We start from the raw sequence: 23984 nt of genomic DNA, 5'->3' as shown, positions 1-23984 counted from the left end.
CAGGAGTAACTAATTGAAAAGTATTACCAAATTGCTGTTTTTAATGCAACTGCTTCCTGTGCCGGAACAGACCACTGCACCATCTAAGCCGCTTGTCTGCGGCTGGGCGCGGCTAGCTCTCGCACCTGCTGCGCCGGGGCGAGGGTAATACCCAGCTCAGCTAAATCAGCCGGTTCCATACTGGCCAGCACGGTCACCGCGATAAGTTTTGGCTTATTGATGCCGTAGCGCTGCTATTGCTTCCCGGGCAGCGGTCATCGTTTCCACTGCCACCACTGGCATGGACATTAGACCATCCATGCCGCCGAGATCCCGCTGCCGCCCGCACGGCCTTTAGCGCACCGTATTGGGTATATCATGAAATTTCAGGTCGAGAAATACGTCAAAGATTCCGTTGCCGCAACTCTGCGACAAGGCCGGACCAAAATGAGTAAACATCTCTGCCTACCAGCCTTTAAACGGCGCCGATAACGCGCGGATCGAGCTGGGCCACTAAATTAAGTGCTTCAGTCTGGTTGGCATAGTCAAGCCGCAACCACAACAGGCGTGTTGACAAGACATCGGTATTCCTTAGCATAATCGGCAGGTAAAATTGCAACGGCCGTCAATACCGGTAATGGGGCCCAACTGTCTCCCCATTGCTGGCAAGATGGACAAAGCCAGTATTGTTGACGGGTCTTAAAACCGCAATTGCGGCGGCCAGCACAACACTTTGTAGCGAGCCGTAGGCTTGTACCAGCTCTTCGACCGAAGACAGCGCTCCTGGCCGGGCGGCAGTGGATTGATGCTGGCGTACCTGCAACAACTTTTGAAAGAGGCGGATGCTGGGTTGCTGCCGCGAATTTGCATCCAGTAAAAACTGCTCCAGCCGCTTTGGCGAGCCATGCTCCAGCCAGCCAGTCAGCCGCGAGCAAGCCTACTGGCCGTGACATTATGCTGCTTATTAGCCAGCTGGCTGAGTAGCTGATACCACTGTTCACCGTCGAACTCGCATCTGCTGCAACAGAGGCAATACTTCCAGCACTCCATTGCGGGCTTTTGTTTGATTATACTCAGCAGTGGCGCTCTGCGCTGCTCGCGCTGCTCTTTGCTGCCAGATAGAACTTGGCCTGAGTATTAAGCGCGGTCGGATAGCCAGCGAGCTGCTATCGACCAATTGCCGTAAACATGTTCAATGTCTGGCTGGTCTCTTAGCTGGTCTTCGGCAGCCATATTTTGCCAGGACGCAATTTTTAAGGACCGGGACCGGCTGTTACTTGACTTCAGTTCCAAGTGACGAGCAGCTTTGGCGGCCAGCCAGTCGCGGCTGGCCGGTAAAGATCACTGAACAGCTGTTTCAGCGCCGGTTCACGCCAACGGGTGAGTGTTAACTAAGGGCGTCGCCAGGCTCTCAGCCCGATCATACAAACCGGCAGAGAAATAATCTTTTGCCAATTCGTACTGAATTTGTTGAGCTTGTGGTTTGGCTAACTTTAATTGATGCAGTTTTTCATGAATACGGATGGCTTTGTCCCAATCGCCTTTGCGTCGGAATAAGTTCGCCAGGGCTAAATAGGTTTCGATAGTGGCGGCTTCGATATCCAGCAATTCCAGCAACTGCTCGATGGCCTTGTCTTCCTGATCTGTCAGTAAAAAATTAAGACCAGAGGAAAGATTGCGGGTGACGCTGGCACGGTCTTTAAGTTCAGTATGTTTAACGCTATTTCTACCCATAAACCAGCCGTAAGCGGCAGCTACAGGTAGTAACAAAAATAGCAATTCCAACATAAAAGTCAGGTTTTCTCTGCGGTAGGTTTAAGCCATTTTTTGGTGCGACGAGCCATGCTTAACCAAGCTGCAATTATCAATCCTAACAGCACGCCGGTTATCAGGAAAATTATGGCAATATCAACAACACGCAATTGCAGTTTTACGACAAGAAAATGAATATCAGTTAGTTGTTGGTTAATCGCACCAAACACAAAACCTACTACCAGAAAAGCAATAATCAGTATCAGATACAGTAATCTGCTCAAAAGACTCTCCGTGTACTGCAATAGACCTGATTAGAGATCAGGTATTATCTTTTACCCTATCGCGTAATTCTTTTCCTGGCTTAAAGTGTGGGACGTATTTACCGTCTAATTCAACTTTATCGCCGGTTTTAGGATTGCGGCCAATACGGGGAGCACGATAGTGCAGTGAAAAACTGCCAAAACCGCGGATCTCGATGCGCTCGTTCGATGACAGTGATTGGGCCATCTGTTCCAGAATTTCTTTAACAGATGCTTCGACATCCTTGACTTGAATATGCGGGAAATCGGTTGCTAATTTTTCAATCAATTCAGACTTGGTCATAGACCCTCCTGCAAAACCCAAATGATAAAGCAAGGGGCAAGTGCCCCCTGCTTTGCTAGCAATTAATCCTGCTTCTGAGCAGCTTTAAATGCTTCGGCCATAGCGTTACCACCGAAGTCAGCTTCTTGCTGCTTGGTATTAACGGTATCCATAGCTTCTTTTTCTTCAGCTTCGAATTTCGCTTTAATTGACAGGCTGATAACGCGGTTTTTGCGATCAACACCCATTAAACGAGCTTCAACTTCTTCGCCTACTTTCAACACTGTTGAGGCATCTTCAATTCGCTCGCGCGCGATATCAGAAACCCGGATGTAACCTTCTACAGCACCTTCTAACATAACAGAAGCGCCTTTTGCGTCAACGGCAGTCACTTCACCTTTAACGATAGCACCTTTTTTGTTGTCAGCAAGGTAACCATTGAACGGATCTTCATCCAGTTGTTTGATACCTAAAGAAATACGCTCGCGCTCTGGGTCAACTTGTAACACAACTGCGTGTACTTCGTCGCCTTTCTTGAATTCACGAACCGCTTCTTCGCCGGTAGCGTTCCAGCTGATGTCAGATAAGTGAACCAGGCCATCAATGCCGCCGTCTAAGCCGATGAAGATACCGAAGTCAGTGATTGACTTGATCTTACCGCTAACACGGTCATTCTTGTTAAAGCCTTTAGCAAACTCTTCCCAAGGGTTAGCTTTACACTGTTTCAGGCCTAAAGAAATACGACGACGCTCTTCGTCAATTTCTAATACCATTACTTCAACAGAGTCACCTAAGTTAACCACTTTAGATGGGTGGATATTTTTGTTAGTCCAGTCCATTTCTGAAACGTGAACCAGACCCTCAACGCCTTCTTCGATTTCCACGAAGCAGCCGTAGTCAGTTAAATTGGTTACGCGACCAGTGATGCGGGCACCTTCTGGGTAACGTGAGGCAATAGCGGCCCATGGATCTTCACCCATTTGCTTCAGACCTAATGAAACACGTTGTTTCTCGCGGTCAAATTTCAGTACTTTTACTGGAATTTCGTCGCCAACATTAACAATTTCGCTTGGGTGCTTAACGCGCTTCCATGCCATATCAGTGATATGCAGTAAGCCGTCTACGCCACCTAAGTCTACGAAAGCACCGTAGTCAGTCAGGTTCTTAACGATACCTTTAACTTCCATGCCTTCTTCTAAAGTCTCTAACAGCTGATCACGTTCCTGGCTGCTTTCTGACTCGATCACCGCACGACGTGATACCACCACGTTGTTACGCTTCTGATCCAGCTTGATAACTTTGAATTCAAGTTCTTTGTTTTCCAGGTGTAAGGTGTCACGTACCGGACGTACATCGACTAATGAACCTGGCAGGAAGGCACGAATACCGTCGACTTCAACCGTAAAACCACCTTTAACTTTACCCGTGATAACACCGATAACAGTCTCTTTATCTTCGCAAGCTTTTTCCAGGCGAACCCAGGCCTCATGGCGCTTAGCTTTTTCACGAGATAACAAGGTCTCACCGAAACCATCTTCAATAGCGTCTAACGCTACGTCAATGATGTCGCCAACGCTAACTTCGATTTCACCGCTCAGCGATTTGAACTGCTCAACAGGGATCGCAGCTTCTGATTTAAGACCGGCGTCAACCATAACGACGTCTTTCAGAACAGCAACAACGGTACCTTTAACAATGGCACCCGGGCGGGTTTCGATGGTCTTGAGGCTTTCCTCAAATAATTGTGCAAAATTTTCAGTCATAGTCACTTTTTCAGTTAAGTGCTCCATTTCGCATCATGCGTTATGGGGTTGCTAAGTTTACCTGCAACATTCCTTGTTACGGGCTGTCCAAAATGCGGTTTTGGTATTTACCCTGCAGTCAGTAGCGCATTGCTATTGATGTAGTTAATTACTTCTTCCAACACTTGTTCAATAGGTTTATTGGTCGAGTCCAGCATATATGCGTCGGTAGCAGGCTTCAAAGGTGCCGCTGCCCGGTTCATATCGCGCTCATCACGCGCCTGGATCTCGTTCAAAAGGTCGTCGATATTAACATCCAGGCCCTTTTGTTTCAACTCTAAATATCTACGGTTGGCGCGTTCTGCAGGGTCAGCTGTTAAAAATATTTTAACTTCTGCCTGTGGGAACACCACAGTACCCATATCACGGCCGTCAGCCACCAGGCCAGGGGCCTCGGCAAAGGCTCTCTGCCGGCGCAATAATGCTTCGCGCACCCGGGGCAACGACGCTATTTTTGATGCTTCGTCAGCAACTTCCTGAGTACGAATAGTATGCGAAACATTTTCGCCCTCCAGTGTTACCTTGGTGTTGCCCTGCTCATCTGCACTAAACTGTACATCCAGATGTGCTGCCAGCGGTTGCAGTGCCTCTTCGTCATCAGCGGCAATCTGATGATGCATCGCCGCCAGTGCCAGCACCCGGTAGATAGCGCCACTGTCAAGTAATTGCCAGCCTAACTTCTGAGCCAGTAAGCGGCTTAAGGTGCCTTTACCTGAGCCTCCGGGGCCATCAATGGTAATTACTGGTGCATGTTGCGGCATCCTACCTCCTAAAGCGCATTAATTTGCTAATTCAAATTTTAAAACCGCCATATTATACAGGTTTTTGCGACAAAAGCTGTGTTTAGTTGCGATAATGATGCTGGCGAAGCTGCAGCCAGTAGGTCTGCAGCTAAGTTTAAGACAGATATCAAGCTTGCAGGCTTTGAAACAGCGTAAAATAGCCGGGAAATGTTTTAGCTGTGCAATCAGGGTCTTCAATTGTAACGGCCGTGTCGCTAAGTGCGACCAACGAAAAACACATCGCCATTCTATGGTCATTATAAGTAGCAATACTGGCATGTTGTAATTGCGCTGGTGGCGTCACTTTAAGGTAGTCATGTCCCTCTTCCACTTCAGCCCCCACCTTTCTGAGTTCGGTTGCCATCGCTGCTAACCGGTCAGTCTCTTTTACCCGCCAGTTATAGACATTGCGGATAACCGTCGGCCCTTTAGCAAATAATGCGGTAGTAGCAATAGTCATCGCCGCGTCGGGTATCGCATTATAATCACGATCTATACCGTTCAGTTCGCCACGCGTAACCATAATATAGTCATCACCCCACTCTACACTGGCACCCATAGCTTCCAACGCATCGGCAAAGTGAATGTCTCCCTGCACCGCATGTTTACCAATACCGGTCACTTTTATAGTACCGCCTTTAATAGCTGCAGCTGCCAGAAAGTAAGAAGCAGATGAGGCATCACCTTCTACTAACCAGTCGCCCGGGGACTGATACTGCTGACCACCGCGAATAATAAAGCGCTGATAATCAAGATTCCGTACTTCCACCCCAAAGCGTTGCATCAGAGCCAGAGTGATATCAATGTAAGGTTTGGACACCAGCTCACCAACAATTTCAATGTCGCTATCGCCTTCGAGTAGCGGCGCGACCATTAATATCGCGGTTAAAAACTGGCTGGAAATGCTGCCGTCTATCTGAACTTTTCCACCTTGTAACGTTTTGCCTTTGATCTGTAACGGCGGATAACCATCGCTCTGCAGATAACGAATGTCTGCATGCAACTGGCTCAGAGCTTCTACTAAATGGCCAATCGGCCGTTCGTACATCCGTGGCTCACCTGTCAGGGTGATATCAACATTAGATGCCGCCAGCGCAGCTGTTAAAGGCCGCATTGCAGTACCTGCGTTGCCAAGAAATAAGGTCATCGCCTGTGGATGGTTAAATAAGCCACCGATCCCACGCACTTCGCATTTTGTTCGACACTCAGACAGCTTATAATTAATGCCCAGTGCGGTTAAGGCTGTTAGCATATGCCGTACATCATCGCTATCCAGCAAATTGCTTATGGTGGTGGAACCTTGTGCCAATGTGGCTAGCAGTAACACCCGGTTAGAAATACTTTTTGAGCCCGGTAAATGCACTTCACCGGCTATTTTTGCAATAGGCTCTATGGTTAATGTCTTCATCCGTTTACCCGTTCAAATTCCTGCATAAAGCTCACCAGTGTCTGCACGCCCTCAACTGGCATCGCATTATAGATACTGGCCCGCATGCCACCTACCATCCGATGACCTTTTAACGCCAGCAAACCATGCAACTGTGCCTGCTCAACGAACACATCATTTAAGCGCTCGTCGGCTAAGAAAAAAGGTATATTCATCCAGGAGCGACAGGTTTTAGCAACGTCATTACTGTAAAAATCACTTTTATCAATATAATCATAAAGTAAAGCTGCTTTAATCTGGTTACGCGTTGCCATTTCGGTTACGCCACCCTGTTGTTTCAGCCATTTAAACACCAGGCCAGCCAGATACCAGGCAAAGGTTGGCGGTGTATTAAACATACTGTCATTTTCTGCTGCCAGCCGGTAATCCAGTACTGCCGGAATAGCAGCCTTTGCCACAGGTAACAGATCTTCCCGGACGATAGCCAGAGTTAAACCTGAAGGACCAATGTTTTTCTGAGCACCGGCATAAATGACCCCGTAACGATTAACATCAATCGGACGAGATAAAATGGTTGATGACAAGTCAGCCACAATGGGCGTGTCAGTTTGCGGCAAGCCCGTGAATTCAATACCATCAACGGTTTCATTCGGGCAACAATGCACGAAGGCTGCGTTGCTGTTTAATTGCCACTGCTCAGGTTCCGTAATAGTGCGCAGGCCCTCTGCCGTTTTATGGCGAATATCCAGTACATTCAGCTGGCCATACTTATGGCCTTCTTCCACTGCGGCTTTGGACCAGGCACCCGATATAACATAGTCAGCGCCAGTTTTACCTGTGTTTGTGCTGGCATTAAACAGGTTAAGCGGCACGGCCGAAAATTGGCCACGGCCACCACCGTGCATAAACAGTACTTTATAATTAGCCGGAATATTAAGTAAATCGCGTAAGTCTTGCTCAGCCTCAGCTGCAACCTTAATAAAGGGTTTGCTGCGATGGCTGATTTCCATTACCGAACAACCCTGCTGGTGCCAGTTGATAAATTCCTGCTGAGCCTGTTGCATCACTGCCGTGGGTAACATAGCCGGACCGGCACAAAAATTAAAGGTGGTCATTTATTACTACTCGCAAATATTAGTCATTATTAAAAAATAGGCTAAAAAAAACGAGCGCTATTGCGCCCGTTTTCGGATGAGTTAGGTCTGCTCGTTATCGTTATCCTGTGCCAGCTGGCTATCCTGCAAATCTGTACCAGCGACATCAGCACTATCAGCGCTAGCAGTAACGTCTGCCGTTATTGCTTCACCCTCTGCATCAGAAGGTAGATCTTGTTCCTGTATTTCATCGACTTTCGCCACCCCGACCACTTTCTCCTGCTCCTGGGTACGGATCAGAATAACGCCCTGAGTGTTACGGCCAACTTCAGATACTTCTTTTACCCGGGTGCGGACCAGGGTACCACGGTTAGAAATCATCATAATTTCATCCGTTTCGCTGACCTGTACCGCCCCGACGACCAGACCATTACGCTCTGACACTTTAATCGACACTACACCCTGCGTTGCCCGGCTCTTTGCTGGATACTCGGTTAACGCTGTACGTTTACCATAGCCATTTTCAGTGACTGTCAGTACCGCACCATCACCTTTTGGAATAATCAGTGAAACGACAGAGCCGCCTTCACGTAAGCGAATACCACGAACACCGGTAGCGGTACGACCCATACCACGCACCTGATCTTCGGTAAAGCGCACGACTTTACCATCATCTGAGAACAACATAATTTCATTGCTGCCATCGGTAATATCAACGCCAATCAGATGATCGCCTTCATTCAGGTTCACAGCAATAATGCCATTTGCCCGTGGCCGTGAGTAATCGGTCAATGCGGTTTTCTTCACAGTACCGTTAGCGGTCGCCATAAACACGTATTTACCTTCTTCGTACTCACGTACCGGTAAAATGGCGTTAATCCGCTCGCCCTGCTCCAATGGCAGCAGGTTAACGATTGGCTTACCACGGGCAGTGCGACTGGCCAGAGGCAACTGATATACCTTCATCCAGTACAAGCGGCCGCGGTTAGAGAAACATAAAATGGTGTCGTGGGTACTGGCCACCAGCAGTTTGTCGACAAAGTCTTCGTCTTTAACTGTGGTGGCTGCCTTGCCCTTACCACCTCGGCGCTGGGCTTCATAGTCAGACAAAGGCTGATACTTGGCATAGCCAAGGTGTGACAGGGTTACGACCACATCTTCTTCGGTAATTAAGTCTTCCATATTGATATCCAGCATATTGTCCTGGATATCGGTGCGACGGGCATCGCCATACTGGGCTTTGGCCGCTTCTAATTCTTCGCAAATAACTTCCATTAACCGTTCCGGGCTACCCAGAATATGCAGCAATTCAGCAATCAGCTCTAACAGCTGTTTGTATTCATCCAGAATTTTTTCATGCTCTAAGCCGGTCAGCTTATGCAGACGTAAATCCAGAATAGCTTGCGCTTGCTGCTCAGTTAAGAAATACAAATTGTCGCGAATACCAAAGTGCTCTTCCAGCCACTCCGGCCGGGCGGCGTCTTTGCCGGCCCGCTCTAACATGGCACTGACATCACCTAACTGCCAACCCCGTTCAACCAGGCCCGCTTTTGCTTCTGCCGGGCTGTTTGAGTTCTTGATTAGATCAATAATTTCATCAATGTTTGCCAGGGCTATCGCCAGGCCTTCCAGGATATGGGCGCGATCCCGAGCTTTACGTAAATCGTACACGGTACGGCGGGTAACCACTTCGCGCCGGTGCAGCACGAAACATTCCAGCATTTGTTTTAAGCTAAGTAGCTTAGGCTGGCCATCATCCAGTGCCACCATATTGATACCGAACACCGTTTGCATCTGGGTGTTGGAATACAGTTGATTAAGCATGACATCTGACGATTCACCGCGTTTCAGCTCAATGACAATACGCATGCCGTCTTTGTCAGACTCGTCACGCAGCGCTGAAATACCTTCAATCCGTTTTTCTTTTACCAGCTCGGCAATTTTTTCAATTAAGCGGGCTTTGTTAACCTGGTACGGTAACTCATTGACGATAATGGTCTCACGACCGGTTTTTTCGTCAGTCTCGATAAAGGTTTTACTACGAATATAGACTTTGCCACGACCGGTACGGTACGCTTCTTCAATCCCTTTACGGCCATTGATAATAGCAGCGGTAGGGAAATCCGGGCCAGGAATAAATTGCATTAGTTCATGCAATTCAATATCCGGGTTAGCAATAAGGGCCAGACAACCGTCGATAACTTCGTTCAGGTTATGCGGCGGAATATTAGTGGCCATACCCACGGCGATACCAGATGAGCCATTAATTAGTAAGTTAGGGATCTTAGTAGGTAATACCGCCGGAATTTGCTCAGTGCCATCGTAGTTAGGCACAAAATCAACCGTTTCTTTATCGAGATCGGCCAGCAGTTCATGGGCAATCCGGGCCATTCTGACTTCGGTATAACGCATTGCTGCCGCAGAGTCACCATCGATAGAGCCGAAGTTGCCCTGACCATCGACCAGCATATAACGCAATGAAAATGGCTGAGCCATCCGGACTATAGTGTCGTATACAGCACTGTCACCATGTGGGTGATATTTACCAATAACGTCACCCACTACCCGGGCAGACTTTTTGTAAGCCTTGTTCCAGTCGTTGCCTAATTCCTTCATGGCAAACAGAACGCGACGGTGAACAGGCTTTAAACCGTCCCTTACATCGGGTAAAGCCCGGCCAACAATTACGCTCATGGCGTAATCGAGGTAGGAGTTTTTTAATTCCTCTTCGATATTAATCGGAACTATTTCTTTGGCCAGATCTGTCATAAAACGCTAATTTCCCTTAAATCAGATAGATAACTCGCTTTTTTCGATGTTATAGAGCGCGAGACAACGTAGGATTCTACCACATAAAATGGCAGTTGCCATGCCTGTTATGCATGCCAAAACCTGTCTGCTATTTGCTGAAACAGATCAAGGCTTTATAATGGCAAAAATTTTAAAGGCCTGAACCATGACACAAAATATAAATGTTGATCCAGCTGAAATTGCAAAATTTAACGATATTGCCGCCCGCTGGTGGGATCAGGACGGTGAATTTAAACCATTACATCTGCTAAACCCTACCCGACTGGGCTATATCAGCGATATTGCCGGCGGAGTCTTTGGCAAAAGGATTGTTGATGTAGGGTGCGGCGGCGGTATTTTAGCAGAGAGCCTGGCGCGCAGCGGCGCAGAAGTGACGGGTATTGATATGGCAGACGATGCCCTGGCTGTCGCCAGACTACACGCACTGGAAACCGGTGTTAAGTTAAATTATCAGCAAAGTACCGCAGAAGATTTTGCAATCAGCCAACCCGCTGCTTTTGACATCGTTACTTGTATGGAAATGCTGGAACATGTGCCCGAGCCCGCGTCGGTGGTAAAGGCCTGTGCCGATTTAGCCAATCCTGGTGGCTTACTGTTTTTTTCTACTATTAATAAAACGGTAAAAGCATACGCTATGGCGATAGTAGGTGCTGAATATATCCTGCGGCTGGTCCCGAAAGGCACACATGAATTCAGCAAGTTTATTCGCCCATCACAGCTTATGCGTGATATTGAGCAGGCAGGCCTGGAGTTGGTTGATGCCACTGGTCTGCACTTCAACCCAGTGAATAACAGTTTTAAAACCGGCCCTGGCTTAGACGTAAATTATTTTGTAGTGGCTCGTAAGCCTGCTGAAAGTTAACACTGACGATAAAAACTCAGGGTGATCGATACCTTTGCGACAATAGCGAGATGGTATCGATGCCTGCCAAATAGCCAGTTGCACTTAAAAGCAGCTGCTTAGAACAAATAATTTTATGACCAAGAAAAAGCTTGCTTCGTTTATGCTATTTCTATGACAGGCGTTAACAGGTTAGTAGCTACTAACCGGCAACAACTACGGTTTTTTTTTCAGCAACCAGCGCGCTTGCAAAAGCACCCAATCCACACTATCTTGTGATCAGTTTTTAATTTACACCTATATGTTGTGCAAAACGCCAGCAAACAGGTGCGTGTAATGGGCCGTGCGCTAACGGGCTGTCAGTTAATAATAACTATTGAAACGGAACTCTTCAGCGATGACGCAAAATCTTTTTGTCACCAAGCGTGACGGACGCCGTGAACCTCTCGATTTAGATAAAATTCACCGGGTCATTACCTGGGCCGCCGAAGGCTTGCACAATGTGTCTGTGTCCCAGGTTGAACTCAAGTCACACATTCAGTTTTACGATGGGATTAAATCGGCTGATATTCATGAAACCATTATTAAAGCCGCTGCCGATCTGATTTCTAAAGACAGCCCGGACTATCAGTATCTGGCCGCCAGGCTCGCAGTGTTTCACTTACGCAAAAAAGCCTATGGCCAGTTTGAACCACCACATCTTTATGACCACCTGGTTAAGATGGTCGAAGCCAAACGCTATGATCAGCACATACTGGCTGACTACAGCCGGGAAGAGTTGGAGACAATCAATGGCTTTATCGATCATAGCCGCGATTTAAACTTCAGTTATGCCGCGGTTAAGCAACTCGAAGGTAAGTATCTGGTACAAAACCGGGTTAGCGGTGAAATTTACGAAAGTGCCCAGTTTTTATATATTCTGGTGGCAGCTTGTCTGTTTGCCAATTATCCAAAAAGCACAAGATTAGACTTTGTCCGCCGTTTCTACGATGCGACCTCGATGTTCAAATTATCTCTGCCGACGCCGATTATGTCAGGCGTGCGTACCCCTACCCGTCAATTTAGTTCTTGTGTACTTATTGAATGTGGCGATAGCCTGGATTCGATTAATGCCACCTCCAGTGCCATTGTAAAATATGTATCGCAACGTGCTGGTATTGGGATTAACGCCGGCCGTATTCGCGCGTTGGGCAGTCCAATACGCAACGGCGAGGCGTTCCATACTGGTTGCATCCCCTTTTATAAACATTTTCAGACAGCGGTAAAAAGCTGTTCTCAGGGGGGCGTGCGCGGCGGTGCGGCAACCTTATTTTTCCCACTGTGGCATTTAGAGGTTGAGTCACTGCTGGTACTGAAGAACAACCGCGGGGTAGAAGAAAACCGGGTGCGCCATTTAGACTATGGTGTGCAGTTTAACCGGCTGATGTACACCCGCTTGATTAAAGACGATTACATTACACTGTTTAGCCCGTCTGATGTGCCTGGTTTGTATGATGCGTTTTTCCAGGATCAGGAACAGTTTGATAAGCTGTACGTTAAATATGAAGCTGACAGCAGCATTCGTAAAAAGCGTATTAAGGCATTAGAGCTATTCACATTATTTATGCAGGAACGAGCCAGCACCGGCCGTATCTATCTGCAGAATGTTGATCACTGTAATACCCATAGCCCATTCAATCCCAAAGTAGCGCCGGTCCGGCAAAGTAATTTGTGCCTGGAAATAGCCCTGCCAACCAAACCGTTAGAGCATGTTAATGATCCGAACGGTGAAATTGCGCTCTGTACTTTATCGGCTTTCAACCTTGGTGCCATAACTGAACTTGATGAGCTGGAGGAATTAGCTGAGTTAGCGGTACGTTCATTGGATAGCTTACTGGATTATCAGGACTACCCTATTCCGGCAGCCTACCATGCCTCGATTAACCGCCGTACCTTGGGTGTTGGCGTCATTAACTATGCGTACTACCTGGCGAAAAATGGCGTGAAATACTCGGATGGTTCAGCCAATGGGCTAACTCACCGTACTTTTGAGGCGATTCAATACTACCTGTTAAAAGCGTCAAACAAGCTGGCACAGGAGCAAGGCCCCTGCCCTAAATTTAATGAAACCACCTATGCCGAAGGTATCCTGCCTATCGACAGTTACAAAAAAGATCTGGATAAAGTCTGTGCCGAGCCGTTACTGCTGAACTGGGAGCAATTGCGCAAAGACATTTTGCAGTTTGGCTTACGTAACTCAACGTTATCTGCGCTGATGCCGTCAGAAACCTCATCGCAAATCTCTAACGCGACTAATGGTATCGAACCACCACGCGGCCATATCAGTGTCAAAGCCAGTAAAGACGGTATCTTAAAGCAAGTTGTGCCTGAGTATGAGCGCTTAAAGCACCAGTACGAACTGCTGTGGGACATTCCGTCAAATGACGGCTATCTAAGCCTGGTGGCGATAATGCAGAAGTTTGTTGATCAGACCATTTCGGCTAATACCAATTACGACCCGAACAAATTTGATGGTGGCCGGGTACCGATGAAGCTGTTATTAAAAGACCTGCTTACTGCATATAAACTAGGGGTGAAAACCATGTATTACCATAACACCCGGGATGGTGCAGCTGATATGCAGGAAGATATCAAACCTGAGCAGGAAGACGACGGCTGTGCCGGCGGGGCTTGCAAAATTTAACAGGGAAAAGTCATCGCTCCGCTACAACGGAGCGTAGTAATAACAGGTTTTGGATCAGGATATTTACAGCAATGGCGTATACCACTTTTAATCGTGAAATTAATAATCAACTGAAAGAACCGATGTTCTTTGGTAATGCTGTCAATGTGTCACGCTATGACCAGCAAAAGTACCCTATTTTTGAAAAACTGATAGAAAAACAACTGAGCTTTTTCTGGCGCCCGGAAGAAATTGATGTCAGCAAAGACCGGATAGACTTCCAGAACCTGCCAGAGCATGAAAAACATATTTTCCTGAGCAATCTGAAATATCAGACTTTACTCGACTCCGTACAGGGCCGTTCGCCTAATGTGGCATTTCTGCCAATTGTATCTATTCCTGAGCTGGAAACCTGGATTGAAACCTGGGCTTTTAGTGAAACTATTCATAGTCGTAGTTACACCCATATTGTCCGCAATATCACGTCAGAGCCGCATAAAGTGTTCGACGACATTATGCTGAATGAGAAAATTCTGGAGCGTGCCGACGATGTTACCCGTTATTACGATAGCCTGATTGATGGCATTAATCTGTATCAGCGTTGTGGCGAGGGCGATCATCAAATAAATGGTAAAACTGAAAGTATCAGCCTGCGCGAACTGAAAAAACGCTTGTACCTGTGTATGTTGTCGGTCAACGTGCTTGAAGCCATAAGATTTTACGTTAGCTTTGCCTGTAGCTTTGCCTTTGCAGAGCGTGAGTTAATGGAAGGCAACGCCAAAATTATCAAACTGATTGCGCGGGACGAAGCACTGCATCTTACCGGTACCCAACATATATTGAATATTATGGCTGCCGGCGAAGATGACCCGCAAATGGCAGAAATTGCTAAGGAATGTGAAGAACAAGCGTACGCTATTTTCTTAAAGGCTGCTGAGCAGGAAAAAGACTGGGCTCAGTATCTGTTTAAAGATGGTTCGATGATCGGTCTGAACAAAGATATCTTATGCCAGTATGTTGAATATATAACCAACAGCCGGATGCAGGCTGTTGGCTTAAAAGCTCGCTTCAGCACTACCCAAAATCCAATTCCCTGGATTAACGCCTGGCTGGTGTCGGACAATGTTCAGGTGGCGCCGCAGGAGTCTGAAATCAGCTCCTATCTGGTTGGCCAGATAGATAACGAGGTTGATGGGGCTGAGTTTGGCGATTTCGACCTCTAACCCGTCATGCCACAAATTATAGTTGCCGGGCAAGCTGCTATCAATTTTGATGGCAGCGAACCGACTATCCTGCACTGCCTTGAACAGCAGCAACAAGATATCAGTTATCAGTGCAGGGAGGGCTATTGTGGTGCCTGCCGCTGCAAATTGATAACCGGACGTATTCAATATTTACATGAACCTTTGGCGTTTGTTCGACAGGGAGAGTTTTTGCCCTGTTGTAGCATTCCTGTTACGGATGTCAAAATTGAAATTCCTTGAGCTACTGGTGTTTTCCAATGTAATACCGCACACTAAACGGGTAATTACTGCTATAAGGCTGGTTTCAATGAAAATGGCGTTTTTGGGGTTATTGTTCAGTTTTTCTGTTTTCGGCTTAGAGCCGGAACAATTGAATGGTTGGTTTGACCAAGCACAATACCGAAAGATCCTGACTGAGCTGGATCAACAACCATTACTTAAACAACAGCCGGATTTAGCCGTGTTCTACGTACAGGCCATGTTTAATTTACGTCAACGAGAAGAAGCTAACACACTGTTAAATCAATTAATCGTTGACCACCCCCAGCATAGTGAACTTCTATATTTAGCAGGGATTAACAAAATTATACTTGCCTCCGGGGGCAATATTTTTAACGCCAGGCAACGAACCAGTGATGGACTGCAGTTAATTGTACAAGCCGTCACTATCGACCCTCATAATTATCCGGCTCAACAGGCACTGATAAGTTTCTATCAGACAGCCCCGGCTGCGGCAGGTGGTAGTAAGGAGCTTGCGGCTGAACAGGCGGCGATCCTGGCGGCGCTGGATCCGCTGCAAGGTACGCTGGCGCAGGTACAGATGTTAATTCTGGATGAACGGTTCAGTGAAGCGGTAGCACTTATTGATAAACATCTGGCAACGACACCCAATCAGCCAGATCTCCTCGCCAGTAAAGCCAGCATTCTGGCCAGGCAGGATGCCTATCTGGTTGCGCAACAGATGTATAGTAAAACCGCTGAATTCAGTGTCAAGCCAAGCCAGCGATACAGTGCGTTATACCAGGTTGGTCGCCTGGCTGTTCTTACAAAGAATAATGTGTTAGAGGGCATAACTGCACTGTCGGAATATATCGGCTATTACAAAGATTCCGATCAAAGCCGGCTAAACTGGGCAAAATTGCGTTTAGTACAGTTATTTATGCTGTCTGGCAGCGAGGCCCGGGCTGAATTATTATTTGCCGACATTGCTAATACGACCAGCGCAGACGAAGATTTTATGAATTTAAAAGATCAGGTGAAGCTGCAGCTGGCGACACCACTGTGACAGTGGCACCAGCCGCAGACTTTTTACTGGCGGATACCTTCGACTGTCAGATCCAGATACACCGTCGATGATGCAGGCCCTAAATCATAATTGATGCCAAAATCTTTCAGTTCAAATGAAGTCGTGCCGGCAAAACCCGCGCGGTAGCCGCCCCAGGGATCTTTGCCTTCTCCCAGTTTTTCAGCAGCAATCATTACTTCCTTAGTCACACCGTTCAGGGTGAGATTGCCGTATAAATCAAAATTGTCACCGTCTTTTGTGACAATTCTGGTGCTGGTAAAGCTTGCTTTGGGATGCTTGGACACATTCAGAAAATCAGCACTGCGTAAATGTTTATCTCTCTCAGCATGGTTTGAATCCACACTGGCGGTATCAATTACCAAATTGATTTCTGAGTCGGCCAGCTTAGCCGCATCATAACTGAACTGGCCCTCAAAGGTATTAAAACGGCCATATAACCAGCTGTAACCAAGATGGCTTATTTTAAACTGAACAAAAGCATGGGCACCGTCGGTATCAATTTTATAGTCAGCGGCGTTAGCTGTCAGGCTAAACGTAGCGGCTACCACCGCAGCAAGTAAGTGTTTTTTCATTCTATAGCTCCTTGGTTTGCAAAGTTATCGGGCTGAGCGCCCAAACATTCGTTTCAGGGTAAAATCTTTATCAATAAAGTGATGTTTCAGCGCTGCCAAAGCATGCAACAGGCTAAGCGCAATGACGACATAAGCAAGATACTTATGAACGACACCTGCCCTGTCTGCCTGTTGTGGGAATAATTCGCCAAAGCCAGGGACGTCAAACCAGCCAAATACCGAAATTGGCCGGCCGTCGGCGGTGGAAATAAGATACCCGGACAACATAATCAGCAGCATCAGCAGGTATAGCAATGTGTGTGTCAGTTTGGCGAGCCGTTTCTCGACTATACTTTGCGACTCAAGTGGCGCCGGGGTTGTGGTATAAACACGCCATAGTAATCTAAATATTAGGATCCCAAATAGCAAAATACCCACACTTTTATGCCAGTAAGGCGCAGTAGGGTACCAATTGCTGTAATAGGTGAGGTCTACCATCCAGTAACCCAAAGCAAATAACGAGTAGACGCACAGGGCTACCAGCCAGTGCAGACTAATACTGATGATACCGTATTGGGATGAAGAGTTAGCGAGCATTCTGCCCTCCTTGCATAAGGGCAGAATAGCTCAACTAATGAGAATTAAAATTGCATTTAACAACAAATATATATCTATTTTATAGAAAGATCAACGGTTACTCATCCAATTTGCCATCTCGGATATGCTTTTCGCCACGGGCGCTAGCCAGCGCTACCTGTTTTTGCCGTTCAGCAAATGCCGCTTTTTGCTCCGCAGTGGTTTTACTGACACAATGCGGGCAGCTCAACCCTTTGACATAATCCTTTGAGGCCATTTCGGTAGCAGACAATGGCATCCGACAGGCATAGCACTGGTCATAACTTCCCTGCTCCAGGCCATGCTTTACCGCAACTCGTTGATCAAAGACAAAACATTCGCCCTGCCATAAACTTTGTTCAACCGGCACTTCTTCCAGATACTTTAAAATGCCACCGTCAAGATGGTACACCTCATCAAAGCCCTGCTCTTTTAAAAAAGCGGTGGATTTTTCACAGCGAATACCACCGGTACAAAACATGGCAACTTTTTTATGCTTGGTTTTATCCAGATTTTCAGCCGCCCAGCCTGGAAACTCGCGGAACGAGGTGGTATTGGGATTGACCGCGTTTTTAAAGGTACCAATAGCGACCTCATAGTCATTACGGGTATCAATCAGCAAGGTGTCCGGATCGCTGATTAACTGATTCCAGTCATCACCTTTGACATAAGTACCGACAATATGCGCCGGATTGATCCCTTCAACGCCCATAGTAACAATTTCGTTTTTCAGTTTTACCTTAGTACGGTAAAACGCAGGTTGTTCGGCGAAGGACTCCTTGTAACTGAGGTTGGCAAAGCGAGGATCGTCAGCAAACCAGCGATTTACGGCGTCAATACCTTCACGTAAACCACAAATAGTACCGTTTATACCCTCAGCGGCCAGCAATAAGGTACCTTTTACCCCATTGTCTGCCATTACATCATACAAAGGCTGACGCAGCGCCTGATAATCAGGCAGATTAACAAATTTATATAAAGCAGCAACAACGTACATAGTTCACCTCTTGCAACGCCGGACCGTAAATCCGGAGCAAATTAACAACGGCCGGCATTATACCGATCATCCGCCTGCTGGCAAAGAATACGAGCCTAATTAAATGCCTGCGTTGTTGCCAAAGCTGCTGAACAGAAGTTGCGCAGCCAACGCCAGCAGTAAGACCCCCATTACTCTGTCAAACCAGTAACCCTTTAACAACAAAAAACCACGGATCTTACTGTTGGTCAGAACAAAAGATAACAAACAAAACCAGGCCGCCGTCGCCACGGCCATATATAAACCATAGATAAGTTTGTAACTAAACGGCGTATCTGCAGAGATAACAACAGCAAACAACGACAGAAAAAATAGCGTGGCTTTGGGGTTTAAGCCATTAGTGATAAAACCCGCGCTGAATGCCTTCAAACCCGCTGGCCTGGCTTGTTGCTCCAGCGCGATAGCGTCAGCAGTAACCGGGGCTTTTGTACGCAATGCGCCCTGGGCCAGATAAAGCAAATAGCAGGCAGCCAATACTGTTAGTAGTTGAAAAAGCCAGGGGGTGGTTTTGATTAAAACTCCTATTCCAACCAATGAATAGGTGACATGCAGCAGAATTGCCAGACCTATACCCAGACTGGCATAAACAGCGGCGCGACGGCCAAACCGAACAGCGTATCGCAAAACAATAGCAAAATCCGGACCGGGGCTGGCCACTGCCAGTAGATGCACAGAAGCAATAATAAGAAATTCTGGCCAGAACGACATAGTTAATCAGCCTTAAAAAGGCACCATTGTAGCAAGGTGTCAGACTTACGCCAGTAGCTGCTACCCCTTTACAGGAAATGATCTTTAAAACGGCCCCACTGATAATACAATTGCTGGCCCTGGCGTCGAAATGCTGTCATCGGAAATACCGGTAAACCACTTTGATAAATCGGCAATGCCGGGAGTCTCTTACCCGCTACAAGTTGCGCCAAACGCTTACCGGCCAAAGTACTGAACGACAAGCCACTGCCACAATAACCAGCTGCATAAAACAAATTAGGCTCTGGCGAATAAATCCTGGGTAAATCATCAAAAGACACCCCCACCCAACCACTCCATTGGTATTGGTAGTTGAGCTGATCCAGGCCGGCAAAACTGTGTTTTAATGCTGCCAGTAAACGCCGGGCATAGATGGGGTCGGCAGCGGCTTTACCACTAATAGCCCCCCTGCCCCCAAATAGAATGCGCTTATCCGGTAGGAGCCGGTAGTAATACTTCAGGGTACGGGTATCCATCATAATACTGTTTTGTTGCCAGTTAAGTTGTTGTAGTTGATGACTGGTAAGCGGCTCAGTCACAATAACACTGCTTAACACAGGTAAACAGCCGTTATTAAGAGCTGGATACAAGCCCCTGGCAGTATACGCATTGGTCGCCAAAACCAGGTTGCTGGATTTAATAACAGCCTGCGGTGTGACAACTTCAAAGCCAGTTTTACAACGCTTAAAACTCACTACCGGGCTCTGTCCATGCAGTTTAGCTCCCGCTGCAGCAGCCATCCTGGCATAGCCCCCTGCCAGAGCTAACGGGTTCAGGCCATAGCAATCAGGGAAAGACAATGCAGCATAAGTGTGCTGATGGTTAACTACCGTCTGTTGCAGCACCGATTTATCAAGATATCGCACCGGATAGGCAAAGTGTTGTTGCAGCAGCTCGGCCTGCCGGACCAGATCTTTTGCCATTGCGGGCTTATGGGCTAATTTATAGTAGCCAACCGGCTGAGGCTGACAGTCTATGTTACCTTCATCAATAAGCTGATTTACCCTCGCAATTGCTTCGCCATACTCCTGATGAAACAGTCTGGCGGTGTCCAGACCAAATTGATCAGCTAATTGAGTAAGTCCCAGCCTGCCAGTACCTCTTAGTACAAAACCACCGTTGCGGCCACTACAACCCCAGCCTGGCTGCAATGCATCCAGTACCACCACATCCCGCTGTTCCGTTGCGGCCAACTCATAACCGCAGTTTAAACCCGTATAGCCGGCACCAATGACTACGGTATCGCAGCTTACATCCTTCACTATTGCGGGATATTCGACAGGCTGCGGTGTCACCGCTTGCCAGTAACTGTTCAGGTCCCCTTGGCTACTGCTAAGTTGCCTGTCAACATAAGGATCGTACATCAGCTATTACCTGAAAAAGTTAACGCCATCTCTGCCGCAGTACAATGGCACTCACTGCCACATAGCGGGCAAATATAGCCAACCGTTTTACATAAATGTAACCAACGATCAGGGTGTATTTTCACTAGTTCACCTCCGGCTTTACTGAAATAACGCTCAGCCGAATTGCCCGGGCTTTCCCGCCAGATGTGGGCCAGACCGGCTACAGCACCTTGTTGGCGCAGTGCAGACACTGAAGCTTTTAATAATGCCGAACCCAGGCCCTGCCCCTGAAGCTCAGGGGCAACGGCAACTGATTTAAAATAGGCCATCTTCTCAGGTGCAACAGGCCATAATTTGACGGTACACCATTCATCCAGCGGCCATTGTCCTGCTGCATAGCTAAGACGATATCCCACGACTTTGTTGTCAGATAACGCGACAAAACTTGCATTTACTCCCTGCTTAATGCCGCGTTGATGTAATGTGGTTAACTTAGCCAGATCCAGATAATTGTCGCCATGAACCTGATTAGCCAGTGTTATCACACCAGCAAAATGGTCAGGCTGCATCACTGCAATCGATTTCATAAAACCCCGTTACAGCTGGCTTGCAGCTGATATTTGTAACAATTTGTTCCCATATCATCGACCAATGACATTAAAACTGCGATGGACAACCGCTTAATTTTAAAATATGGTTAATTTGGCGCTTTTGAACAATAAGCGTTACTTAGTGACATCAAAAAAAATAATCCAGGAAAACACTATGAAACACAACAATAAATATCATCCGGTTTCGCATGCTGTTAAGTATGCCATAGCAACCACTTTTGCGTTAGGTATCGCAAGTGGTGCTGCTGTCGCTCAGGAAGAAAGTGATACGGCCAGCAAAGAGCAAAATATTGAAAAAATTGCTGTGGTAGGTAGTCGTTCTGCGCCGCGTTCAATTGGTGACTCACCTGTGCCAGTTGACATTATCGGTGGTGATGAACTGGTTAAAAGCGGTAGTTCAGATATGCTGAACATGATAACCACCACAGTACCCTCTTTAAACGTTCACTCGAACCCGATTAGTGATGCAGCAACCCTGATCCGACCCGCCAACCTGCGCGGTTTGTCAGCTGATAGCACCTTAATTCTGACTAATGGTAAGCGGCGGCACAAAGCCTCTGTTATCGCCTTTTTAGGGGGGGGTATTAACGATGGTGCTCAGGGCGCGGACATTTCGGTCATTCCCGGTATCGCGCTGAAACAAGTAGAAATATTACGGGATGGCGCTGCTGCACAGTACGGCTCTGATGCAATCGCCGGGGTTATAAACTTTGTGTTAAAGGATGCTGCTGACGGCGGTAGTTTCGAAGTTAAGCACGGTGAATATTATGAAGGCGATGGCACGTCAACCGAGTATGCTGCCAATATTGGTATGCCGTTAACTGATGACGGCTTTGTAAACGTCAGTGCTCAGTATAAAAACTCGGATGCCACCAGTCGCAGTGTCCAACGCGCTGATGCTTTAGGTTTCATTGCCGCTGGCAATAATTTTATTGATCCGATCACCCAGGTTTGGGGTTCGCCGGAAATTAAAGATGATATTACCATCTTCGTAAACTCGGGGCTCGATCTCGGCAATGGCGGCGAAGCCTACATGTTTGGTAACTACTCAGAGCGGGATGTAACAGGTGGTTTTTACTACCGTAATCCGCACAACAGGCCAGGCGTATTCTCTAATGATGGCGGTGAGACATTACTGGTAGCGCAGTTAGATCCAAACATTGCCTGCCCGACTGTCAATATCACCAGCGGTAATGTACTGGATCAGGCCGACTATGCCCTGATAGCTGATCCAAACACGGCAGTAGGCCAGAACTGTTTTGCCTTCAACGAATTGTTTCCAGGCGGTTTTACCCCGACTTTCGGCGGTAATGTAACGGATACTGCCCTTGCGATTGGTACCAAAGGTGAATTTAAGGATGGTTGGTTTAAAGATATTATGTACGATTTCAGTGGCTCTGTTGGTCGCAATGAATCGACTTATCAGATGACCAACACAGTGAATGCTTCACTCGGCCCGGACAGTCCAACCGAGTTTAACCCGGGTAAGTATATTCAGTTAGAAAAAACCTTTAGCGCCGATTTTGTAAAATTTGTTCCTGCAGGTTTGTATGAAGATTTAACAGTAGCCTTTGGTGCCCAATGGACCGAAGAAAGCTTTGAGGTTGTTGCCGGCGACGTTGCCTCATTCGCCGTCGGCCCCTATGTAGATCAGGGCTTTAGTATTGGTTCAAACGGCTTCCCTGGTTTCAAACCCGAAGATGCCGGGGTATATACCCGTCGCAACTACGCCGCTTACGTTGATATGGAAGCCGAAGTGTCTGAAGCTTTGTTATTAGGTCTAGCATTGCGTTACGAAGATTATGACACCTTTGGGGACACCACCAATTACAAGCTGACCGGTCAGTACCGGTTAAATGACGATTGGGCATTCCGCGCCTCGACCAGCAGTGGCTTCCGGGCACCGACAGTGGGTCAGTCAAACGTCAGTAACGTCCAGACCAACCTGGAATCGGGTGTATTGGTTGACTCAGCCTTGCTGCCACCAACCAACCCGATATCACTGCAATTAGGTGGCCAGGAGCTGACGCCTGAAGAATCAACCAGCTATGCTTTTGGTATGGTTTACAGTTACAACAGCTTCTTTGTTACTCTCGACTATTACAACATTGAAGTTACTGATCGGATAAGCCAATCCAGCAAAATTAATCTGACAGATGCTGATCGTGATGCACTGCGCGCTGCGGGTGTCAGAAATGTGGATTCTATTCAGCAGGTCAGCTTCTTTACTAACGACTTTGACACCACCACTCAGGGTATCGATTTAGTCGCCAACTATGCGATGGACATTCTTAATGGTCGCGGTACTTTCAGCCTGGCGTATAACTGGAATGAAACAGAAGTCGACCGGATCAGCACCCCCCCAGAAGGCCGGCCGGCTATTACTGGCCCGGATAAAGTTTCCCGTTTAGAAAATGACCTGCCTAATCACCGGGCTACATTGAGCTGGAACCAAAGCTGGGACGACTGGAGCTTCTTCGCTCGTGCCAACTATTATGGTGAGTATCAGGGTGTGCACGTTGACTGGGTAGGTACTCCCGACTCACCGGGCACTGAGGTGAATGCTGCCGCAAAAGTCACGTTCGATGCTGAAGTAAGCTACTACATTACTGACAACATCGTGCTGGCCGCCGGTGCCCAAAACCTGTTTGATGCGGAGCCTGAGAAATTACAGTTAACTCAGGCGGGTGTTGCTAACAATGAATTTGGCGGTAAGTACTATGAAACCTCGCCAATGGGCATTAATGGGGGTTACTACTACGTCAGAGCAAGCTATAAGTTCTAACAAAATGTTATAGAAGTATGTAAAACGCCCTCAATTGAGGGCGTTTTT

General features: G+C 47.3%; 21 protein-coding genes. 6 read left to right on the top strand and 15 right to left on the bottom strand.

From position 1 onward, the window contains the following. Positions 1 to 333 precede the first annotated feature (333 nt). The 9 genes from KG631_RS18855 to gyrA all read right to left on the bottom strand — a co-directional run bounded on the left by KG631_RS18855 (position 334) and on the right by gyrA (position 10150). The gene (locus KG631_RS18855; RefSeq protein ID WP_301003676.1) at positions 334 to 438 is read right to left on the bottom strand and encodes an orotidine 5'-phosphate decarboxylase / HUMPS family protein; all 105 of its coding nucleotides are present in this window, start codon (positions 436 to 438) and stop codon (positions 334 to 336) included. A 909-nt stretch (positions 439 to 1347) separates the two neighbouring features. Further along, positions 1348 to 1713, bottom strand: coding sequence for a hypothetical protein (locus KG631_RS18845; protein ID WP_301003674.1), 366 nt, complete (start codon positions 1711 to 1713; stop codon positions 1348 to 1350). 59 nt (positions 1714 to 1772) lie between these two features. Then, on the bottom strand, positions 1773 to 2015 hold the full coding sequence (locus KG631_RS07460) for a lipopolysaccharide assembly protein LapA domain-containing protein (RefSeq protein WP_213994813.1): 243 nt from the start codon (positions 2013 to 2015) through the stop codon (positions 1773 to 1775). 37 nt (positions 2016 to 2052) lie between these two features. After that, positions 2053 to 2358, bottom strand: coding sequence for an integration host factor subunit beta (ihfB, locus tag KG631_RS07455; RefSeq protein WP_268753150.1), 306 nt, complete (start codon positions 2356 to 2358; stop codon positions 2053 to 2055). Positions 2359 to 2399: 41 nt separating this feature from the next. After that, positions 2400 to 4079 carry a 30S ribosomal protein S1 gene (gene rpsA / locus KG631_RS07450; RefSeq protein WP_213997587.1) on the bottom strand — a complete coding sequence of 560 codons (1680 nt, stop codon included), beginning with the start codon at positions 4077 to 4079 and terminating at the stop codon, positions 2400 to 2402. A 107-nt stretch (positions 4080 to 4186) separates the two neighbouring features. Beyond that, positions 4187 to 4879: a (d)CMP kinase gene (gene cmk, locus KG631_RS07445; RefSeq protein ID WP_213997584.1), complete on the bottom strand. Its 693-nt coding sequence runs from the start codon at positions 4877 to 4879 to the stop codon at positions 4187 to 4189. Between the two features lie 148 nt (positions 4880 to 5027). Then, positions 5028 to 6308, bottom strand: coding sequence for a 3-phosphoshikimate 1-carboxyvinyltransferase (gene aroA, locus KG631_RS07440; protein ID WP_213997583.1), 1281 nt, complete (start codon positions 6306 to 6308; stop codon positions 5028 to 5030). Beyond that, positions 6305 to 7402, bottom strand: a complete 1098-nt coding sequence (gene serC, locus KG631_RS07435; protein ID WP_213997582.1) for a 3-phosphoserine/phosphohydroxythreonine transaminase — start codon at positions 7400 to 7402, stop codon at positions 6305 to 6307. Before serC ends, aroA begins: the two co-directional genes overlap by 4 nt. 81 nt (positions 7403 to 7483) lie before the next feature. Then, the gene (gyrA, locus tag KG631_RS07430; RefSeq protein ID WP_213997581.1) at positions 7484 to 10150 is read right to left on the bottom strand and encodes a DNA topoisomerase (ATP-hydrolyzing) subunit A; all 2667 of its coding nucleotides are present in this window, start codon (positions 10148 to 10150) and stop codon (positions 7484 to 7486) included. 187 nt (positions 10151 to 10337) lie between these two features. On the opposite strand from gyrA, the gene ubiG reads away from it, so the two are divergent. The 5 genes from ubiG to KG631_RS07405 all read left to right on the top strand — a co-directional run bounded on the left by ubiG (position 10338) and on the right by KG631_RS07405 (position 16224). Continuing rightward, on the top strand, positions 10338 to 11054 hold the full coding sequence (gene ubiG / locus KG631_RS07425) for a bifunctional 2-polyprenyl-6-hydroxyphenol methylase/3-demethylubiquinol 3-O-methyltransferase UbiG (protein ID WP_213997580.1): 717 nt from the start codon (positions 10338 to 10340) through the stop codon (positions 11052 to 11054). Between the two features lie 376 nt (positions 11055 to 11430). Continuing rightward, positions 11431 to 13716 (top strand): class 1a ribonucleoside-diphosphate reductase subunit alpha, encoded by a 2286-nt coding sequence (gene nrdA, locus KG631_RS07420; protein WP_213997579.1) that lies wholly within the window; start codon positions 11431 to 11433, stop codon positions 13714 to 13716. A gap of 71 nt (positions 13717 to 13787) precedes the next feature. Beyond that, positions 13788 to 14918, top strand: coding sequence for a class Ia ribonucleoside-diphosphate reductase subunit beta (gene nrdB, locus KG631_RS07415; protein ID WP_213997578.1), 1131 nt, complete (start codon positions 13788 to 13790; stop codon positions 14916 to 14918). 6 nt (positions 14919 to 14924) lie between these two features. Then, positions 14925 to 15179 (top strand): class I ribonucleotide reductase maintenance protein YfaE, encoded by a 255-nt coding sequence (gene yfaE, locus KG631_RS07410; protein ID WP_213997577.1) that lies wholly within the window; start codon positions 14925 to 14927, stop codon positions 15177 to 15179. 67 nt (positions 15180 to 15246) lie between these two features. Then, positions 15247 to 16224, top strand: a complete 978-nt coding sequence (locus KG631_RS07405) for a hypothetical protein (RefSeq protein WP_213997576.1) — start codon at positions 15247 to 15249, stop codon at positions 16222 to 16224. Between the two features lie 23 nt (positions 16225 to 16247). Here KG631_RS07405 and KG631_RS07400 read toward each other — a convergent pair whose 3' ends face one another. From KG631_RS07400 to KG631_RS07375, 6 genes are all read right to left on the bottom strand, one after another. After that, a complete protein-coding gene (locus KG631_RS07400; protein WP_213997575.1) occupies positions 16248 to 16817 on the bottom strand; it encodes a YceI family protein in 570 nt (189 codons plus the stop codon). A gap of 24 nt (positions 16818 to 16841) precedes the next feature. Next, a complete protein-coding gene (locus KG631_RS07395) occupies positions 16842 to 17393 on the bottom strand; it encodes a cytochrome b (RefSeq protein ID WP_213997574.1) in 552 nt (183 codons plus the stop codon). Between the two features lie 97 nt (positions 17394 to 17490). Further along, positions 17491 to 18408 (bottom strand): rhodanese-related sulfurtransferase, encoded by a 918-nt coding sequence (locus tag KG631_RS07390; protein ID WP_213997573.1) that lies wholly within the window; start codon positions 18406 to 18408, stop codon positions 17491 to 17493. A 99-nt stretch (positions 18409 to 18507) separates the two neighbouring features. After that, entirely contained in the window at positions 18508 to 19155 is a 648-nt protein-coding gene (locus KG631_RS07385; RefSeq protein WP_213997572.1) for a LysE family translocator, read from the bottom strand. A gap of 68 nt (positions 19156 to 19223) precedes the next feature. Then, on the bottom strand, positions 19224 to 20558 hold the full coding sequence (locus KG631_RS07380) for an FAD-binding oxidoreductase (RefSeq protein ID WP_213997571.1): 1335 nt from the start codon (positions 20556 to 20558) through the stop codon (positions 19224 to 19226). Then, positions 20558 to 21127 (bottom strand): GNAT family N-acetyltransferase, encoded by a 570-nt coding sequence (locus KG631_RS07375; RefSeq protein ID WP_213997570.1) that lies wholly within the window; start codon positions 21125 to 21127, stop codon positions 20558 to 20560. The genes KG631_RS07380 and KG631_RS07375 overlap by 1 nt, the downstream gene beginning before the upstream one ends. A 178-nt stretch (positions 21128 to 21305) precedes the next feature. Here KG631_RS07375 and KG631_RS07370 point away from each other — a divergent pair, with 178 nt between their 5' ends. Further along, positions 21306 to 23936 carry a TonB-dependent receptor gene (locus KG631_RS07370; RefSeq protein WP_213997569.1) on the top strand — a complete coding sequence of 877 codons (2631 nt, stop codon included), beginning with the start codon at positions 21306 to 21308 and terminating at the stop codon, positions 23934 to 23936. Positions 23937 to 23984 lie beyond the last annotated feature (48 nt).

The organism is Arsukibacterium sp. (genome assembly GCF_018402695.1).
Lineage (GTDB): Bacteria > Pseudomonadota > Gammaproteobacteria > Enterobacterales > Alteromonadaceae > Alishewanella.
The sequence above is the reverse complement of the archived record's forward strand: the minus strand, read 5'-3'. Positions and strand labels throughout refer to the sequence as shown.

Coding starts and splice junctions, on each gene's coding strand:
- KG631_RS18855 (WP_301003676.1), bottom strand. CDS start 438: ATGTTTACTCATTTTGGTCCGGCCTTGTCGCAGAGTTGCGGCAACGGA.
- KG631_RS18845 (WP_301003674.1), bottom strand. CDS start 1,713: ATGGGTAGAAATAGCGTTAAACATACTGAACTTAAAGACCGTGCCAGC.
- rpsA (WP_213997587.1), bottom strand. CDS start 4,079: ATGACTGAAAATTTTGCACAATTATTTGAGGAAAGCCTCAAGACCATC.
- cmk (WP_213997584.1), bottom strand. CDS start 4,879: ATGCCGCAACATGCACCAGTAATTACCATTGATGGCCCCGGAGGCTCA.
- aroA (WP_213997583.1), bottom strand. CDS start 6,308: ATGAAGACATTAACCATAGAGCCTATTGCAAAAATAGCCGGTGAAGTG.
- serC (WP_213997582.1), bottom strand. CDS start 7,402: ATGACCACCTTTAATTTTTGTGCCGGTCCGGCTATGTTACCCACGGCA.
- gyrA (WP_213997581.1), bottom strand. CDS start 10,150: ATGACAGATCTGGCCAAAGAAATAGTTCCGATTAATATCGAAGAGGAA.
- ubiG (WP_213997580.1), top strand. CDS start 10,338: ATGACACAAAATATAAATGTTGATCCAGCTGAAATTGCAAAATTTAAC.
- nrdA (WP_213997579.1), top strand. CDS start 11,431: ATGACGCAAAATCTTTTTGTCACCAAGCGTGACGGACGCCGTGAACCT.
- nrdB (WP_213997578.1), top strand. CDS start 13,788: ATGGCGTATACCACTTTTAATCGTGAAATTAATAATCAACTGAAAGAA.
- yfaE (WP_213997577.1), top strand. CDS start 14,925: ATGCCACAAATTATAGTTGCCGGGCAAGCTGCTATCAATTTTGATGGC.
- KG631_RS07405 (WP_213997576.1), top strand. CDS start 15,247: ATGAAAATGGCGTTTTTGGGGTTATTGTTCAGTTTTTCTGTTTTCGGC.
- KG631_RS07400 (WP_213997575.1), bottom strand. CDS start 16,817: ATGAAAAAACACTTACTTGCTGCGGTGGTAGCCGCTACGTTTAGCCTG.
- KG631_RS07395 (WP_213997574.1), bottom strand. CDS start 17,393: ATGCTCGCTAACTCTTCATCCCAATACGGTATCATCAGTATTAGTCTG.
- KG631_RS07390 (WP_213997573.1), bottom strand. CDS start 18,408: ATGTACGTTGTTGCTGCTTTATATAAATTTGTTAATCTGCCTGATTAT.
- KG631_RS07385 (WP_213997572.1), bottom strand. CDS start 19,155: ATGTCGTTCTGGCCAGAATTTCTTATTATTGCTTCTGTGCATCTACTG.
- KG631_RS07380 (WP_213997571.1), bottom strand. CDS start 20,558: ATGTACGATCCTTATGTTGACAGGCAACTTAGCAGTAGCCAAGGGGAC.
- KG631_RS07375 (WP_213997570.1), bottom strand. CDS start 21,127: ATGAAATCGATTGCAGTGATGCAGCCTGACCATTTTGCTGGTGTGATA.
- KG631_RS07370 (WP_213997569.1), top strand. CDS start 21,306: ATGAAACACAACAATAAATATCATCCGGTTTCGCATGCTGTTAAGTAT.